The 15,510-nt window shown below is 56.5% G+C and carries 12 protein-coding genes; 3 read left to right on the top strand and 9 right to left on the bottom strand.

Annotation, left to right across the window (positions count from 1 at the left end; genetic code table 11):
* The first annotated feature begins 35 nt into the window (after positions 1 to 35).
* Entirely contained in the window at positions 36 to 374 is a 339-nt protein-coding gene (glnB, locus tag C7387_RS00225) for a nitrogen regulatory protein P-II (RefSeq protein WP_002914032.1), read from the top strand.
* An 85-nt stretch (positions 375 to 459) separates the two neighbouring features.
* On the opposite strand, the gene hmpA is transcribed toward glnB, so the two are convergent.
* On the bottom strand, positions 460 to 1,638 hold the full coding sequence (gene hmpA, locus C7387_RS00230; RefSeq protein WP_120815809.1) for an NO-inducible flavohemoprotein: 1,179 nt from the start codon (positions 1,636 to 1,638) through the stop codon (positions 460 to 462).
* A 326-nt stretch (positions 1,639 to 1,964) separates the two neighbouring features.
* On the opposite strand from hmpA, the gene glyA reads away from it, so the two are divergent.
* Positions 1,965 to 3,218, top strand: a complete 1,254-nt coding sequence (glyA, locus tag C7387_RS00240; protein WP_120815810.1) for a serine hydroxymethyltransferase — start codon at positions 1,965 to 1,967, stop codon at positions 3,216 to 3,218.
* 48 nt (positions 3,219 to 3,266) lie between these two features.
* Here the strand turns inward: glyA and C7387_RS00245 are convergent, their stop codons facing one another.
* From C7387_RS00245 to C7387_RS00280, 8 genes are all read right to left on the bottom strand, one after another.
* Positions 3,267 to 3,689 carry a DoxX family protein gene (locus tag C7387_RS00245; RefSeq protein ID WP_006821198.1) on the bottom strand — a complete coding sequence of 141 codons (423 nt, stop codon included), beginning with the start codon at positions 3,687 to 3,689 and terminating at the stop codon, positions 3,267 to 3,269.
* A 118-nt stretch (positions 3,690 to 3,807) separates the two neighbouring features.
* Positions 3,808 to 4,407 carry a KpsF/GutQ family sugar-phosphate isomerase gene (locus C7387_RS00250; RefSeq protein ID WP_120815811.1) on the bottom strand — a complete coding sequence of 200 codons (600 nt, stop codon included), beginning with the start codon at positions 4,405 to 4,407 and terminating at the stop codon, positions 3,808 to 3,810.
* Positions 4,404 to 6,041, bottom strand: a complete 1,638-nt coding sequence (locus C7387_RS00255; RefSeq protein ID WP_006821196.1) for an FGGY-family carbohydrate kinase — start codon at positions 6,039 to 6,041, stop codon at positions 4,404 to 4,406. The genes C7387_RS00250 and C7387_RS00255 overlap by 4 nt, the downstream gene beginning before the upstream one ends.
* 16 nt (positions 6,042 to 6,057) lie before the next feature.
* The gene (locus tag C7387_RS00260) at positions 6,058 to 7,011 is read right to left on the bottom strand and encodes an ABC transporter permease (RefSeq protein WP_038254965.1); all 954 of its coding nucleotides are present in this window, start codon (positions 7,009 to 7,011) and stop codon (positions 6,058 to 6,060) included.
* A 1-nt stretch (position 7,012) separates the two neighbouring features.
* Positions 7,013 to 8,002: an ABC transporter permease gene (locus C7387_RS00265; protein WP_038254962.1), complete on the bottom strand. Its 990-nt coding sequence runs from the start codon at positions 8,000 to 8,002 to the stop codon at positions 7,013 to 7,015.
* Positions 7,995 to 9,494, bottom strand: a complete 1,500-nt coding sequence (locus tag C7387_RS00270; RefSeq protein ID WP_006821193.1) for a sugar ABC transporter ATP-binding protein — start codon at positions 9,492 to 9,494, stop codon at positions 7,995 to 7,997. The genes C7387_RS00265 and C7387_RS00270 overlap by 8 nt, the downstream gene beginning before the upstream one ends.
* A gap of 105 nt (positions 9,495 to 9,599) precedes the next feature.
* Positions 9,600 to 10,583 (bottom strand): autoinducer 2 ABC transporter substrate-binding protein, encoded by a 984-nt coding sequence (locus C7387_RS00275; RefSeq protein WP_006821192.1) that lies wholly within the window; start codon positions 10,581 to 10,583, stop codon positions 9,600 to 9,602.
* A 331-nt stretch (positions 10,584 to 10,914) separates the two neighbouring features.
* On the bottom strand, positions 10,915 to 12,111 hold the full coding sequence (locus C7387_RS00280) for an ROK family transcriptional regulator (RefSeq protein WP_120815812.1): 1,197 nt from the start codon (positions 12,109 to 12,111) through the stop codon (positions 10,915 to 10,917).
* A 114-nt stretch (positions 12,112 to 12,225) separates the two neighbouring features.
* Between C7387_RS00280 and C7387_RS00285 the strand changes: the two genes are divergently transcribed.
* Positions 12,226 to 15,501 (top strand): DUF5107 domain-containing protein, encoded by a 3,276-nt coding sequence (locus tag C7387_RS00285; protein ID WP_120815813.1) that lies wholly within the window; start codon positions 12,226 to 12,228, stop codon positions 15,499 to 15,501.
* Positions 15,502 to 15,510: the final 9 nt, after the last annotated feature.

Consider the following 15,510-nt stretch of genomic DNA (forward strand, 5'->3'; position numbering starts at 1 on the left):
GAGCAATCGGTTACGCGTATAACAACAGGAACACCATGAAAAAGATTGATGCGATTATTAAACCCTTCAAGCTCGATGATGTACGTGAAGCGCTGGCGGAAGTTGGCATCACCGGGATGACCGTGACGGAAGTGAAAGGCTTTGGTCGTCAGAAAGGCCACACCGAACTGTATCGCGGCGCTGAGTACATGGTCGACTTTTTGCCGAAGGTCAAAATTGAAATTGTGGTGACTGACGATATCGTCGATACCTGCGTGGACACCATTATTCGCACGGCGCAGACCGGCAAAATTGGCGATGGTAAGATCTTTGTCTTTGACGTGGCGCGCGTTATCCGTATCCGCACCGGCGAAGAAGACGACGCGGCTATCTAACAGCGCTAACAGATTTGTAGACTCGGGTAAGGCACCACTGCCGCCCGGCGAAATAAAAAGCCCCTCGGTAGAGGGGCTTTTTACATTACAGTACTTTATGCGGGCCGAAGCATTCGTAGTGAATGTTCTCGTTTTTCACGCCCAGTTCAACCAGCTGCTTCGCGGCGAACTGCATAAAACCGACCGGGCCGCAGAGGAAGAACTGGGTCTGCGGATCGGAGAACTGACCTTCCAGCGGGCTTAGCGCCATCATCCCTTCGCTGTCATAGCGATCGCCCGCCTGCGGAGCGCGATACCAGGTGTGTGCGTTAAAGTTTGCCAGTTTGCTGCCGTGTGCGGCCACTTCATCGGCAAAGGCATGGACTTCACCATTTTCAGCCGCGTGGAACCAGTTAACCTGCGCCTGATGACCATTTTGCGCCAGGGTGTCGAGCATCGCCAGCATTGGGGTCTGACCTACGCCAGCAGAGATAAGCGTCACCGGGGTACCAGGCTTAACGCTCATAAAGAAATCACCTGCCGGAGCGGCCAGATGCACGACATCACCGACGTTGGCTTCGTTGTGCAGCCAGGTTGAAACCTGCCCACCGTCTTCGCGTTTCACCGCAATGCGATACCCCTTGCCGTCCGGTTTACGGGTCAGTGAATACTGACGGATTTCCTGATGCGGAAAACCTTCCGGCTTCAGCCACACGCCCAGATATTGGCCCGGCTGGTAATCTGCCACTGGCTTGCCGTCGACCGGTTCGAACTCAAAGCTGGTGATAAGCGCGCTGCGCGGCGTTTTGTTGACGATACGAAACGCGCGAGTCCCTTCCCAGCCGCCCTGTTTATCGGCGTTCTGTTGATAGATTTCTGCTTCGCGGTTGATGAACACGCCCGCCAGTACGCCATAGGCTTTACCCCAGGCATCCAGCACTTCCTGACCCGGGCTGAACATCTCGTCGAGAGTGGCCAGCAGATGACCGCCGACAATGTTGTACTGCTCTGGCTTAATCTGGAAGCTGGTGTGCTTCTGGGCAATCTTCTCTACCGCGGGCAGCAAAGCAGGCAGATTTTCAATATTGCTGGCGTAGGCGGCAATGGCGTTGAACAGCGCTTCACGCTGGTCGCCGTTACGCTGGTTGCTCATATTGAAGATCTCTTTCAGCTCCGGGTTATGGCTGAACATGCGGTCATAAAAGTGGGCGGTGAGTTTTGGTCCGGTCTCAACCAGTAAAGGAATGGTGGCTTTCACGGTAGCGATGGTTTGAGCGTCGAGCATGTCTGCTTCCTTGTGTGTATTCTTAATGGTGTATTTTAAATGCATCTTATAAAAAATAACCCTGTGTTGTAAATGGTTCTTTGTAACTTTGCGCTTCATTGGTTACAACATGAAAAATACACATCACAAACCTGAAAAGAATTCCCTTGAAAATGAGAAGTGCTTTATTCGTCAGGCCTTTGTTCTATCAGTGCGTAATCGTTTGCGTAAAATCCTTTGTCAAGACCTGTTATCGCAGAACTAATCAGTTATACTGTGGGCCGTTGTCCAAACTGGACCCCTTTCCAGGGTTGAAATTCTATCGTTAGCTGAGTCAGGAGATGCGGATGTTAAAGCGTGAAATGAACATTGCCGATTATGATGCCGAACTGTGGCAGGCTATGGAGCAGGAAAAAGTACGTCAGGAAGAGCACATCGAACTGATCGCCTCCGAAAACTACACCAGCCCGCGCGTCATGCAGGCTCAGGGTTCTCAGCTGACCAACAAATATGCTGAAGGCTATCCGGGCAAACGTTACTACGGTGGTTGCGAGTACGTAGATATCGTTGAGCAGCTGGCTATCGACCGTGCGAAAGAACTGTTTGGCGCAGACTACGCTAACGTGCAGCCGCACTCCGGTTCTCAGGCTAACTTCGCGGTCTACACCGCGCTGCTGCAGCCGGGTGACACCGTTCTGGGTATGAACCTGGCGCAGGGTGGTCACCTGACTCACGGTTCTCCGGTCAACTTCTCCGGTAAGCTGTACAACATCATTCCTTACGGCATCGACGAGTCCGGTAAAATTGACTACGAAGACATGGCCATGCAGGCTCAGACCCACAAACCGAAGATGATTATCGGTGGCTTCTCTGCTTACTCCGGCGTAGTTGATTGGGCAAAAATGCGTGAAATCGCTGACAGCATCGGTGCGTATCTGTTCGTCGATATGGCGCACGTTGCGGGTCTGATTGCCGCAGGCGTTTATCCGAACCCGGTTCCGCACGCTCACGTTGTGACCACCACGACCCACAAAACCCTGGCGGGTCCACGCGGTGGCCTGATCCTGGCGAAGGGCGGCGACGAAGATCTGTATAAAAAACTGAACTCTGCCGTGTTCCCAAGCGCGCAGGGCGGTCCTCTGATGCACGTTATCGCGGCGAAAGCGGTAGCGCTGAAAGAAGCGATGGAGCCAGAGTTCAAAGTTTACCAGCAGCAGGTTGCTAAAAACGCCAAAGCGATGGTGGAAGTGTTCCTGAACCGTGGCTACAAAGTGGTGTCTGGCGGTACTGAAAACCACCTGTTCCTGCTGGATCTGGTTGATAAGAACCTGACCGGTAAAGAAGCTGACGCTGCCCTGGGCCGTGCCAACATTACCGTGAACAAAAACAGCGTGCCTAACGATCCGAAGAGCCCGTTTGTGACCTCTGGTATCCGTATCGGTTCTCCGGCAATCACTCGTCGCGGTTTCAAAGAAGCGGAAGCGAAAGAGCTGGCTGGCTGGATGTGTGACGTGCTGGACAACATCAATGATGAAGCCACCATCGAGCGTATCAAAGGTAAAGTTCTGGATATCTGCGCCCGTTTCCCGGTGTACGCATAATTCTGGCTCTGCCATAAAAAAAGGCCGCGAAAGCGGCCTTTTTTAATATTAACGTCTATCAATCGATATGGCACCAGGGCCGGTTATCGCGAGCAGAATAAACGCCCCGGCAATGCTGATGTTCTTGTAGAAATTAATCATGTTTGGTAGCACCGCATCACCGCTCATATCCCAGTAGTGGTGACCAATGATCGCGGTGCCGATGGTGTAGAATACGAAAATCACCGCCAGCGGGCGGGTAAAGAAGCCCAGGACAATAAGAATGGCTGCCGGCACTTCCATGATGATGGCGATAATCGCTGCAAGCATCGGCATCGGGGCGCCAGAGGCCGCCATGTACTGTACCGTACCGTCAAACCCGGTGAGCTTAGGGTAACCGAAAATAATAAACAGCAGCACGATGGCAATACGCGCTATCAGCAGTAACAGATGGCGTGACTGACCAAATTCGAAGTAACGAAGCGAGTTCATAGCAGGTCCATCCTGTAAACGTGTGTAATTTAAACCTAATACACATTTTCCCGCTTCGCCATGCTGTGTGAAGAGTTATCCCTCTCCCGCCAGGAGAGGGAAGGGTAAGGATGAAGCACTAAGGTGTCTGACGCAGCGTTAAGCCCACGTCGCCACCAGGGTGTACCGCCAACAGGCTCTCTTTCGAATAGCCGCTCTCGTTCATCAGGCACACGCAGGCGGCGTCGAAAATCGCCAGTACCAGCAGGATTGAGGTGGTCGCCAGCATGTCGAGCGGATCGGCCTCGCGCTGAACACCCGTTGAAATCACCAGTCTGGAAGCCTGGGCTATCGCCGATGCCGGGTTTTCCGTCACACTGATAACCGGCACATGGCGGCTTACCAGCCCCGGCAACAGTCGGGTGAGCTCGTCGGAGTTACCGCCACGCGACAGCATAATGACCAGATCGTCGGCCTGCAGAAAACCCAGATCCCCATGAGCGGCGTCGGTGGCGCTGAGATAAATCGCCGGGCGCTCGACGCAGGCGAGCATATGAGCAATCTTGCGGGCGGCAATGCCAGAAGTGCCAACGCCGGTGACCACAATTTTGCCTTTACAGCCGCGCAGCTCCGCCATCAGCGATTGCCAGAGTGGCTCACTCAAATGCTGCCCAAGGCCCGCCAGCGCCTCGCTGTAGAGCTGCCATGTTCCGCTGGCCTGTTGCCATGCGCTGGTCATGCTCCCTCCTGCATCAGCTGACGGTACTTCATGTGATCCTGATACATCTCATGGAACACCTGATACTTACGGTCATAGTACTGCTTGATGCGGTTCGTCTGCGGGGTCACCGTTTTGCCAATGCGACTCATCGCCGACATGGCTTCCGGGAAGGAATCAAACACCCCGGCTGCCACCGTTCCCATCATCGCACCGCCGAGCAGCATGGCCTCGCTCTCTTCCGGCAGCAGCATGGCGCAGCCAGTGGCGTTGGCGTGCTCCTGAACGAAGATCGGATTCTTGGTCCCACCGCCGCTCGCCATAACGGTATCGATGGCATAGCCGCTCTGATTCATGGTTTCAATAATATGGCGGGTCCCGAGGGCGATAGCCTGGATAGTTGCCAGATAGTGCAGCGCCATATCTTCCGGCGTGCGCGACAGTTTCAGGCCGGTCATGGTGCCGGTCAGGGTCGGGTTTGCACGCGGCGAACGGTTGCCGTGGAAGTAGGGCAGAATGTGAATATCGCGGGTCAGGAAGGCAATATTCTCCGGTTCGCCCGCCATTTTACGCAGCAGCGCATTCAGCACCTCATAGATGGTCTGCCCCTGCGCTTTGGCCTGCGCCAGCAGCGTTTCGTAGCACGGGTGCGACTGAATAATATGGTCGATGAGCGCCCCGGTGGCGGACTGACCGCCTTCGTTCAGCCAGTAGTCTGGCAGCACGGCGGAGTAATAAGGCCCCCAGACGCCACCAATAAAGCGCGGTTCTTTGGAAATGGCCATATGCCCCGTCGAGGTGCCGCCAATCAACGCGATACGGCGGTCGAAATCAGCCACCTCTCCCGATACGCCGCAGGCGCCCAGCGTGCCGAGCGTCCCGGCGTGGGCATCAATAATGGACACGCTGACTGCGGTACCGGGTATCAGCCCCATTTCGCTGGCCGCACGCTGGGTCAGACCGTGACCGAGCGGCTCGCCCATGGTTTTTACATAGCGGCCAATTTTTTCTGCGTCGTGCTCGAGCAAATCTTCCAGCCCAATCTGGCGGAAGTAGCTCGCGTCCCACTTATCTTCATGGCCCATGTAGGTCCACTTACAGACGGTGGAGCACAGCGAACGTGTGTCGTCGTTGGTGGCGCGCCAGGTGAGGAAATCAGGCAGATCGAAGTAGTATCCGGCGTTGGCCCAGGTGTTCGGCATGTGCTGTTTCAGCCACAGCAGCTTCGGCGTCTGCATCTCCGGTGAAATAATGCCGCCTACGTAATCCAGCACGCGGTGGTGCAGGGCGTTGATGCGGTCGGCCTGGGCGATGGCGCGGTGATCCATCCACACAATAATGTTCTGCTCGCTGCGCCCGGATGGGCTGATGGTCAGCGGCTTGCCCTCTTTATCGAGCACTACCAGTGAACAGGTGGCGTCGAAGCCCAGGCCTTTGACCTGGATAGGGTTGATATCTGCCTGATTCACCGCGTCGCGCACGGCGTTACACACGGCCTGCCAGATGTTATCCGAGGATTGCTCAACGAAATCTGCCTGCGGACGGTAAATCTCGATGCTACGGCTCGCCTGGCCCACCATTCTGCCGTTCAGGTCAAAGACCCCTGCGCGGGCGCTTCCGGTACCTACATCCACACCAATGAAATAACTCGCCATAATTCTTCTCCTGAAATCAGGCTTTACGATTCTGTAATGCGATAAAGAGGATCAGCACAGCGCCCCACAGCGCCATGGTCAGATAGCTGCTGATCCCCAGCAAATTAAAGCCGCTTTCCAGCATTTGCAGCACAATCAAGGCCAGCACCAGACCAATCACCCGGCCAAATCCGCCGTCCGGATTGATGCCGCCCAGCACGGAGGCAAGGATGGTGACCAGCAGGTAAGATTCGCCGTAACCCGCTTTAGCAGAGTTGAATTTTGCCATCATCAGAATGGCCGCCACCCAGCCCATCAGCGCCGAAATGATATACACGGCAATCTGCACGCGGACAGTGTTGACGCCGCTGTAGCGGGTGGCCTGTTCGTTCGAGCCGACCAGATACAGGCTGCGCCCAAGCGTGGTGTGCTCCAGCAGTACCCACAGCAGCACCGCGACCAGTAAGAACAGCAGTAGCGCGACGGGAATACCCAGCACCATTGCACTGCCGAAGAACTGAATCACCGCCGGGAAGCCGGAGATGACGGTGCCGTTAGAGAGCAGAATGTTAAGCCCGGAAATCAGCGTCATGGTGCCGAGCGTGGCAAGAATCGGCGAGACGCCCACCCAGGCAATCAGCGCGCCGTTCAGGGTGCCGATGGCGACTGCCACCAGCAGGCCAGCGAGCAGCGCGAGGACGATAAACAGTGGGTTATCCGGCTGTATGACAATGACCGCTGCCATCGCCAGCGAACAGGCGTTGGCCCCGGCGATGATCGACAGGTTGATCCCGCCGGTCAGCATGGTCACCCCCATCCCCAGCGCCAGCATGCCCAGAATCGGCAGCTGTGAGCTGATGGACTGGAAATTGGCAACGCTGAAGAAGCGGCCACCCAGCAGCAGTGAAAAGGCGACGGCAACGACGATAATGATCACGCACTGCAGGCGGATGATGGCATCACCGGGTAATAATCTGGCGAACGTTTTCATCTCAGAGCTCCCTTGCAAGTTTGCGTTTTTCATTCCAGGCCGTGGCGCTGATGCTGACCAGGATAATGGCGCCACTGAAAACCGTGTGCCAGTAAGACGAGACGCCGAGCAGCGTCAGACCATTTTGCAGGAAGGCCAGCAGGATAACGCCAAGCAGCGTGCCGATGAGCGTACCGCGCCCGCCGCTCATACTGGTTCCACCCAGCACTACCGCCGCCAGCACCGTCAGTTCATAGCCAAGCAGTGAGTTAGGGGCCACCGACTGGGTTATCTGCGCCTGTACTACAGCGGCAATCCCGGCGAGGATCCCCATATAGCCATACACACAAAAATGCAGCTTTAGCAGGTTCAGCCCTAAACGTGAGGCGGCGTCGCGGTTGCCGCCCATGGCGTAAATCTGCCGTCCGAGACGGGTGCGGTTCATCAGTACGGCGGTGAAGATAATGGTGCCCGCAAGGCACAGCAGGGGCAGCGTCAGACCGTAGTCATAACCATCCGCTGCGGTGAAGGAGAACCAGTTGATGCCGGTCATAAACCAGTCCGGGAAACCGTACAGCCAGGTGCCCTTGGTCACGTACACCAGCATGCCGTAATAGACGTTAAGCGTGGCGATAGTAATGATGATCGCCGGGACGCGCAGCCAGTACACCAGAAAACCGTTCACCAGCCCCAGCAGTAGCCCGACGCCCACGGCAATCAGCAGCGCCAGCGCAAAATTACCCCCGTGGGCAATCACCCAGGTTGCCATTACGTACTGGGCGATAGCGGTCATTGCCGGGAAGGAGATATCGATTCCACCTGAAATCAGCACCACAAACAGCCCACAGGCGAGAATGCCAAGAATGGCATAGCTGGTGGCAACATCCGTCAGGTTACCGAGTGATAAAAACTCGTCGGTGCCCGCACTCAGGCCCACGGCAAGCGCAACCACCAGCAGGCCGAGCCAGAATTCGTGATGCCCCAAAAGGCGTGAAAAACGTGCGTTATTCATTGACCACCTCAGCAATATCCTCTTCACGGCAGCGATGAGGATTAAATTCCGCCACCAGCTCACCACGGCGCATGACCAGCACGCGGTGGCTGTTGTAATAGGCCTCCGGGATCTCATCGCAAATCATCAGCACCGCCATACCCTGTTCGGCAAGGCTGCGGGCAATCTGATAGATCCCCTCTTTGTTGGCGATATCGACGCCAACGGTGGGGGAGTCGAGGATCAGGATCTGCGGTTTTGTGGCAACCCATTTGGCGATAGCAATACGCTGGGCGTTACCGCCGGAAAGTGTTTTTACCGGTAACTGTGGGTCGGAGACTTTAATATTCAGCTCGCGAATCAAATCAGCGACCAGAGTCTGCGCTTTCTGGTGATCGAGCAGGCCGCTGCGGGTATGAAGCTTGTCGAACACCGTCACGATGGTGTTGTCGTAGATAGACTGCTCCATGATAAGGCCCTGGGTCAGCCGGTCTTCCGAGACGTAGCCAATGCCGTGTTTGATAGCATCGTGGTTATTGCGAAGCGTCACCGGCAGGCCGTCGATACGCATCTCACCGCTTTCCGGGTGGGTCATACCAAACAGACTCAGGCACAGCTCGGTGCGTCCGGCACCCAGCAGGCCAACGATGGAAACAATCTCACCGCGTCTCAGCTGAAGATTGATATTACGGTATTTACCTTTCCGGCTAAGACCGCGCAGCTCCAGCAATGGCTGCTGATCAACCAGCGGTTTTTCCGGCAGCGGGCTGTAGTGGAAGCGCTGTCCGGTCATCAGGAAAGCCAGCTCGTGGCTGTCGAGATCCTGAGCCGGCCAGGTGCCAACCAGTTTTCCGTCGCGCATTACGCTAATGCGGTCTGCGACTTCCATCACCTCATCCAGACGATGGCTGACGAACACCACGCAAATACCGGCGGCTTTAAGTTCGTTGACCACCCGCAGCAGGCCGTTTACCTCCTGGCGGGTGAGGGAGGCGGTGGGTTCATCCATTATGACCAGACGCGCGTCGGCGGCAATCGCCCGACAAATCGCGACCAGCTGGCGGTCGGCAATCGACAGTTTTTCTACTTTTTTATCTGGATCGATGTTCACGCCAATGCGTTGCATCGCTGCCAGTGCCTGTTTTTTCATGGCACCAGGGCGTACCCAGATATCACCGCCCGGCAGATACCGGTTCACGGCGATGTTTTCCGCGACGCTAAAATTGGGGAACAGTGAGAGATCCTGATAGATAACCTGAATACCGTAATGGGCGGACAGCGACGGTGTCAGGTGGTGAAACAGTTTACCGTCAAGCTGGATCTGCGCCCCTTTCTCCGGATGATACACTCCGGAAATAACTTTAATGATCGTACTCTTACCGCAGCCGTTCTGCCCTGCCAGACAGTGAACTTCACCTTTTTTCAGCGTCAGGCTGACGTTATCCAGCGCCAGCACGCCCGGGAATTGCTTGCTGATATTCTCAAGAGTGATAAATGCGGTGGTGTCTGTCATGGACAATACCCCTGCAAGCGCCCCGAGGGGGCGCTAATGTGAGTCCTGATAGTGATTGCCGGCCGGACGGCCGGCGTTGTGGTTCCCTGGTGTGGGCAGTAAGCCTCAGAAACCGAGTGATTGTGCGTTATCTTTGGTGACTTCGAGGATCTTGTTAAAGCGGATCACTTTCTTCTCCATGTCGACGTCGGCTTTCCCTAAACCTTCGATACTCAGATCCTTAGTGACGGGTTTACCCTGCAGCAGCTGATCGGCCACGGTAACCAGCGCGAAACCTGCATCTTTTGGATCCCACAGCAGTGCTTTCTTGATGTCGCCACGAACGAGGTAAGGCGCCGCCTGTCCAGGCATGGCAATGCCGACAACCGCGACCTTATCCTTCGCCCGTTTCTTCTGTACGGCCTGACCGGCACCGATAGGGCCGAGCGAACCGAAGCCGATGATGCCTTTCATCTGCGGATAGGTCTTCATCAGATCAAGCGTGGTGGAGTAGGACTTATCAATGCTCTCCGCCACCGGCAGACGTGAAGTCACTTCAAACATCTCCGGATACTTCTCTTTCTGGTACTTAATTGCAGAATCGGCCCACGCGTTGTGCAGCGGCACGGTTAACGACCCAACGTAAATGGCGTAACCCCCTTTGCCCCCCATGTCTTTCGCCAGCTCATCGACGTTAGCCTGCGCGTATTTCTCGCTGTCGATGGTCTCGATATCCCACTGACCAATCTGCTGGTCCGGAGATTCGTGAGTCAGCACGACAATGCCTTTATCGCGGGCTTTTTTCAGCACCGGCTCAAGCACTTTGGCATCGTTCGGCACCACGATAATGGCGTTAACGTTCTTGGCGATAAGGTCTTCAATAACCTTGACCTGCTGCGCCGGGTCAGGCGTCGAAGGACCTGTCTGATAAGCGTTAACATCGAGCTTTTTCGCTGCTTCGTTAACACCTGTTTCCATACGGTTAAACCACGGAATACCGGTGACTTTCGCCACCACCGCGATTTCATATTTTTCCGCCGCAAAGGATGGACCGGACAACATGCAAGCAGAAACCAGAGTGGCACTGAGTAATGCGAGTTTGAATTTCATAGTTGTACCTTTTGGGGAGACAGAGGCATGTCACGGACGCGAGGTTATCAACGAAGGGAAGTGGAAATGAATCCTGATTTTCAGGAATGTGACGCATGCCCAAAGTTGTGATCTTATGGGAAATACATAGTTAAATATTGGTTAAATTTGGCGATAATCTTATTCTTATCATGGGTATTAATGTTGCATTAAACGGTTATTTAAACATTTAATTAACAATCTGTTATCAAATTTAGCTTAGGTCGTAGTCATGAACTGCCGTCTGACGGCAGTTCATGAGATAAAATGTTTCTAATTTGTGAACTGAATCGAGACAAGGGAAGTGTCAGTATTACGCCTCATCATTAAGTTGTGACTCGACGTACAGATAGCCGATACCCAGGATCTGCTGCGCACGGCTCAGTTTGCCAAAGCTGATGCGCGTGGCTTTGCTGCCAGGACTGTCATCCCGATCGAAGGGATTAAAGCCGATTTGCCGGATGATGGTGTGGAGCCACTCCTCACCAAACGAACAGCTACGCCCATACAACCAGATCTGGTTAATATTCAGAATATTAAGGAAGTTATACAGGCTGAGCCCGACAGCATTGGCGGCATTCTCTACCCATGCCTGAATCCGCACGTCGCCGCCGCGCCAGGCTTCAAGCAGCGCGCTGGTGGTCAGCGCATCCGGGTTGAGAGCCGGGTTGGGCTGCGTTTTCAGCCATACGCGCGCCTGCTTTTTCAACGCACTAAGCGAGGCGACCGTCTCCAGACAACCGTAGCGGCCGCAGTCGCAGGCGCTGCCGTCCGGGTCGACGATGGTGTGGCCAATCTGGCCGCTGCCGTAGAGGCTCCCGCGCCACACCTGGTCGTGAATGACGAACGATGAACCAATCCCGTAATCGACGTTGATAACGCAAAAATCCCGAAGCCCGGCCGGGTTTTGCCACTTCTCCGCCAGCGCCAGCATCACGCAGTCGTTGTCCAGACGAACCTGAACGCCGAGGCGCTCCTCCAGCAGATACTTCATTTCCACCGGTGTTTTCCAGCGCCCCTGCGGCATGGTTTGCGAAACGCCGGTGACCGGATCCACCTGGCCATGAACCCCAAGCGCGAGGTTGATGCGCTGCTCCGGATAGCGCTGGCGGTAGTGACGCCAGTGTTGGGCGATGTTGTCCAGAAGCTCCCGCGGCGACTCGGCATTAAACGACTGACGGCCCGGCTCTCCTACCGGCAGCAGACGCGCATCGGCGAGCTGGCTCTCAATGCTGGTGGGCGTAATGTTCATACACAGGGTCCACGGACCGGTGAGCGGGATCTGGAAGCTGCCGCTGTTGAGGCCACGGGCGCTGAGATTTTCCGTCGAGTGGCTGATGCGCCCCTCATCCATCAGCTCCTGCAGAATGTTGCTCACCGCCGGAATAGACAGCCCGGTAAGCTGCGCCAGCTGTGACTTTCTGAGCTGTTTTTCCCGCCACAGGTGGGTCAGGAAAATCGCTTTGTTTACCTGCCGTACACGGGCGTTATTTAAACCAGGTCGCAACATACACTTAACTCCCTTAACTGTAATGCGTGAGCATCGCCTGTTTCCTGCGCAATGTTGCCCACTACACTCGCCGTATCATTTCATTTCACTTTACTTTATTTAGTGGAGAGCAGCATGTACGGTTCAGTAAAAGTGTGGCAGGAGACGCTTTCACTCCCCACGTGGACAACCGGGGCGGAAGACACCAACCCGATGTTTCTGGAAAAACGCGTTTATCAGGGTTCTTCCGGCGCGGTCTATCCCTACGGCGTTATCGATACGCTGACCGGCCAGCGCGAAATGCGCGAATACCGGGCCGTGTGGATGGAGAACGATTTTATTCGCGTCATGCTGTTACCAGAGCTTGGCGGACGCATTCATCGCGCCTTCGATAAGGTGCAGCAGCGCGATTTTGTCTATTACAACGAAGTTGTGAAACCGGCGCTGGTCGGTCTGCTGGGGCCATGGATCTCCGGCGGTATCGAATTCAACTGGCCACAGCACCATCGACCGACCACCTTTATGCCGGTCGATTTCACTATCCAAAGCCGTGAAGGTGGCGCGCAGACGGTGTGGATGGGCGAGGCCGAACCGATGCGCGGCCTGCAGGTAATGACCGGCTTCACGCTCTACCCGGATAAAGCGCTGATTGAAATCACCGGCAAAGTGTTCAACGGCAACGCCACACCGCGCCACTTCCTGTGGTGGGCGAACCCGGCGGTGAAAGGGGGCGACGACCATCAGAGCGTGTTCCCACCGGACGTTACCGCGGTCTTTGACCACGGCAAGCGCGACGTCTCGGCGTTTCCGATTGCGACCGGCACCTACTACAAGGTGGACTACTCGGCCGGGGTGGATATCTCCCGCTACAAAAACGTCCCGGTACCGACTTCCTACATGGCGGAGAAATCCGACTACGACTTCGTGGGGGCTTATCACCACGGCGAACGCGGCGGTCTGCTGCACGTCGCCGATCACCACATCTCTCCGGGTAAAAAGCAGTGGTCATGGGGCTACGGCGACTTCGGTCAGGCGTGGGATCGTAATCTGACCGATGAGAACGGCCCGTACATTGAGCTCATGACCGGCGTTTTCACCGATAATCAGCCTGATTTCACCTGGCTTGCCCCGTATGAAGAGAAAGTCTTTGTGCAGAACTTCCTGCCGTACAGCGAACTGGGCACGGTGCAGAACGCCAGTACCACTCTGGCAATCAAACTTGAGCGTGAGGGGGGGCAGCTCCGTCTCGGGGTTTATGCCATTGCGTCGCTGAATGACGTTGTGGTCGAACTCAGCGCCGATGATTCACCGCTGTGGGAAATGGCGCTGTCGCTTAAGCCGGGTGAAAGCTGGCAGGAAACCCTCGATGACCGCTGGCCGCAGCGGCTGACGCTCAGCGTTCGCGCGGCAAACGGCGACACGCTGCTTGACTATCAGGAACATATCGCAGAAGAAACACCGCTGCCGGATCCCGCCAGCGCCCCGGCGATGCCCGAAAACATCAGTAACCTTGATGAGCTCTATTTCATTGGTCAGCATCTGGAGCAATACAACCACGCCAGCCGCTTTGCCGCAGATTACTATCGTCGGGCGCTGGAGCTGGACCCGCAGGATTATCGCAATAACGTGGCGCTCGGCACCCTGGCGCTGAACAGCGCCGACTGGCTGCTGGCGGAACAATGCGCGCGAGCAGCGCTGGCGCGGGCGCATCGTCTGAATAAAAACCCGCGCGATGGCGAGGCCAGTATGCTGCTGGCGGCGGCGCTGGAGCGCCAGGGTGACGATGCGACGGCTCGCGAACACTATTTTAAAGCCAGCTGGAGCGGGAACTGCCGCGATGCGGCCTGGTGGTCGCTGGCGCGTCTTGCAGCGAAGACGAACCACTGGCAGGAGGCGCTGGCGCATGTTGAGCAGAGCCTGCAGTTTAACGGCAGCAACACGCTGGCGATGGGCCTGAAGGCGCTGGCTCTGGCGCAGCAGCAGAGCAAGGACGCTGCGCTTACGTATATCGCCGGTGCGCTTGAGCAATATCCTCTGAACTACACGCTCTATTACGCCCGCTGGGCCATCAGCGGTGAAGCATCGGCGCTTGCGGCGCTGCGTAACGTTACCGGGCAGCGCGGGGCTAACGCCTGTCTGCTGGCGGGCTGGCTGAGCTCTCTTGGTCAGTATGCTGCCGCTCGCGAAATGCTTGCCGCGCTCGAAAGCCCGGAGACGCTGCCGCTTCTCTGGCAGGCGTCGCTGACGGACGAAGTCAGCGTGCGTCAGCAGCTCATCGCTGAAGCGGAAGTCCGCCACGGCAGCCGGGTGCGTTTCCCGAACTCACTTGATGAAGTACAGATGCTGCAGGCGCTGGACGATGCACCTTTCGCCCGCTATCTGCTCGGCTGTTTCTGGTACAGCAAACGACGCTATGACGCTGCGGTGACCTGCTGGCGGGCAACGCTTGAGCAGCGTCCGGACTTCGCACCCGCTCATCGTCTGCTCGGCATTTATGCCTGGAACAAAAATCAGGATGCTCGCCAGGCGCAGGCGGCGATGCAGCGTGCGGTAGAACTTGAGCCGGATAACGCCCGCTTCTTGTTTGAACTCGATTTCCTTAACAAACAGCTCGGTGAGCCGATGGAAACTCGCCTGGCTCGTCTGGAAAGTAAGCAGTCGGTGGCGCTCAAGCGTGACGATCTGACCGCCGAACTGCTGAGCCTGTGGAACGGCAGCGGCAACTATGCGGCGGCGGCACAGGTGTTGCAGGCGCGCGAGTTCCACCCCTGGGAAGGGGGCGAGGGGAAGGTGACGGGTCAGTATCTGCTGAACCAGCAGCACCGGGCGCTGGAAGCGATAGCGGCCGGGGAGTGGGGCACCGCGCAGTCGCTGCTGACCGCGGCGCTGCGTTACCCGCATAACCTGGGCGAAGGGCGTTTGCCGGGGCAAACCGACAACGATATCTGGTATCTGCTCGGCTATTGCGCTCTGCAGGCCGGAGAACAGGAGCTTGCGCAGCATCACTTCCGCCAGGCGTCCCTGGGTGACGGAAGCCTCGACGCCGGTCGCTATTACAACGACCAGCCGGCGGATTATCTCTTCTGGCAGGGGATGGCGCTGCGGGCATTGGGCCACCATGCGCAGTCCAAACGTCTGTTCCGTGGCTTTGGTGAATGGGTGAGCGCGCATCAGGATGCCATTCCGGATGCTGACTTCTTCGCGGTCTCTCTGCCGGATCTGGTGGTGCTGGATACGCCGCCTTCTCATCGCCACCGTCAGCACTGCCTGTTTATCGAGGCGCTTGGCTACCTTGGCGAAGGAAATGTCACCGCCTGCGAGGACGTCATGACGCGCCTGTTGGCGATTAACCCGGCTCATGACAAAGTGCATTTGCTTCGCCATGCGCTGATCTGCGGAATTTTCGCATAACACATCACG

It is taken from the genome of Yokenella regensburgei (assembly GCF_003634235.1).
Classification (GTDB): domain Bacteria; phylum Pseudomonadota; class Gammaproteobacteria; order Enterobacterales; family Enterobacteriaceae; genus Yokenella; species Yokenella regensburgei.

Coding starts and splice junctions, on each gene's coding strand:
- glnB (WP_002914032.1), top strand. CDS start 36: ATGAAAAAGATTGATGCGATTATTAAACCCTTCAAGCTCGATGATGTA.
- hmpA (WP_120815809.1), bottom strand. CDS start 1,638: ATGCTCGACGCTCAAACCATCGCTACCGTGAAAGCCACCATTCCTTTA.
- glyA (WP_120815810.1), top strand. CDS start 1,965: ATGTTAAAGCGTGAAATGAACATTGCCGATTATGATGCCGAACTGTGG.
- C7387_RS00245 (WP_006821198.1), bottom strand. CDS start 3,689: ATGAACTCGCTTCGTTACTTCGAATTTGGTCAGTCACGCCATCTGTTA.
- C7387_RS00250 (WP_120815811.1), bottom strand. CDS start 4,407: ATGACCAGCGCATGGCAACAGGCCAGCGGAACATGGCAGCTCTACAGC.
- C7387_RS00255 (WP_006821196.1), bottom strand. CDS start 6,041: ATGGCGAGTTATTTCATTGGTGTGGATGTAGGTACCGGAAGCGCCCGC.
- C7387_RS00260 (WP_038254965.1), bottom strand. CDS start 7,011: ATGAAAACGTTCGCCAGATTATTACCCGGTGATGCCATCATCCGCCTG.
- C7387_RS00265 (WP_038254962.1), bottom strand. CDS start 8,002: ATGAATAACGCACGTTTTTCACGCCTTTTGGGGCATCACGAATTCTGG.
- C7387_RS00270 (WP_006821193.1), bottom strand. CDS start 9,494: ATGACAGACACCACCGCATTTATCACTCTTGAGAATATCAGCAAGCAA.
- C7387_RS00275 (WP_006821192.1), bottom strand. CDS start 10,583: ATGAAATTCAAACTCGCATTACTCAGTGCCACTCTGGTTTCTGCTTGC.
- C7387_RS00280 (WP_120815812.1), bottom strand. CDS start 12,111: ATGTTGCGACCTGGTTTAAATAACGCCCGTGTACGGCAGGTAAACAAA.
- C7387_RS00285 (WP_120815813.1), top strand. CDS start 12,226: ATGTACGGTTCAGTAAAAGTGTGGCAGGAGACGCTTTCACTCCCCACG.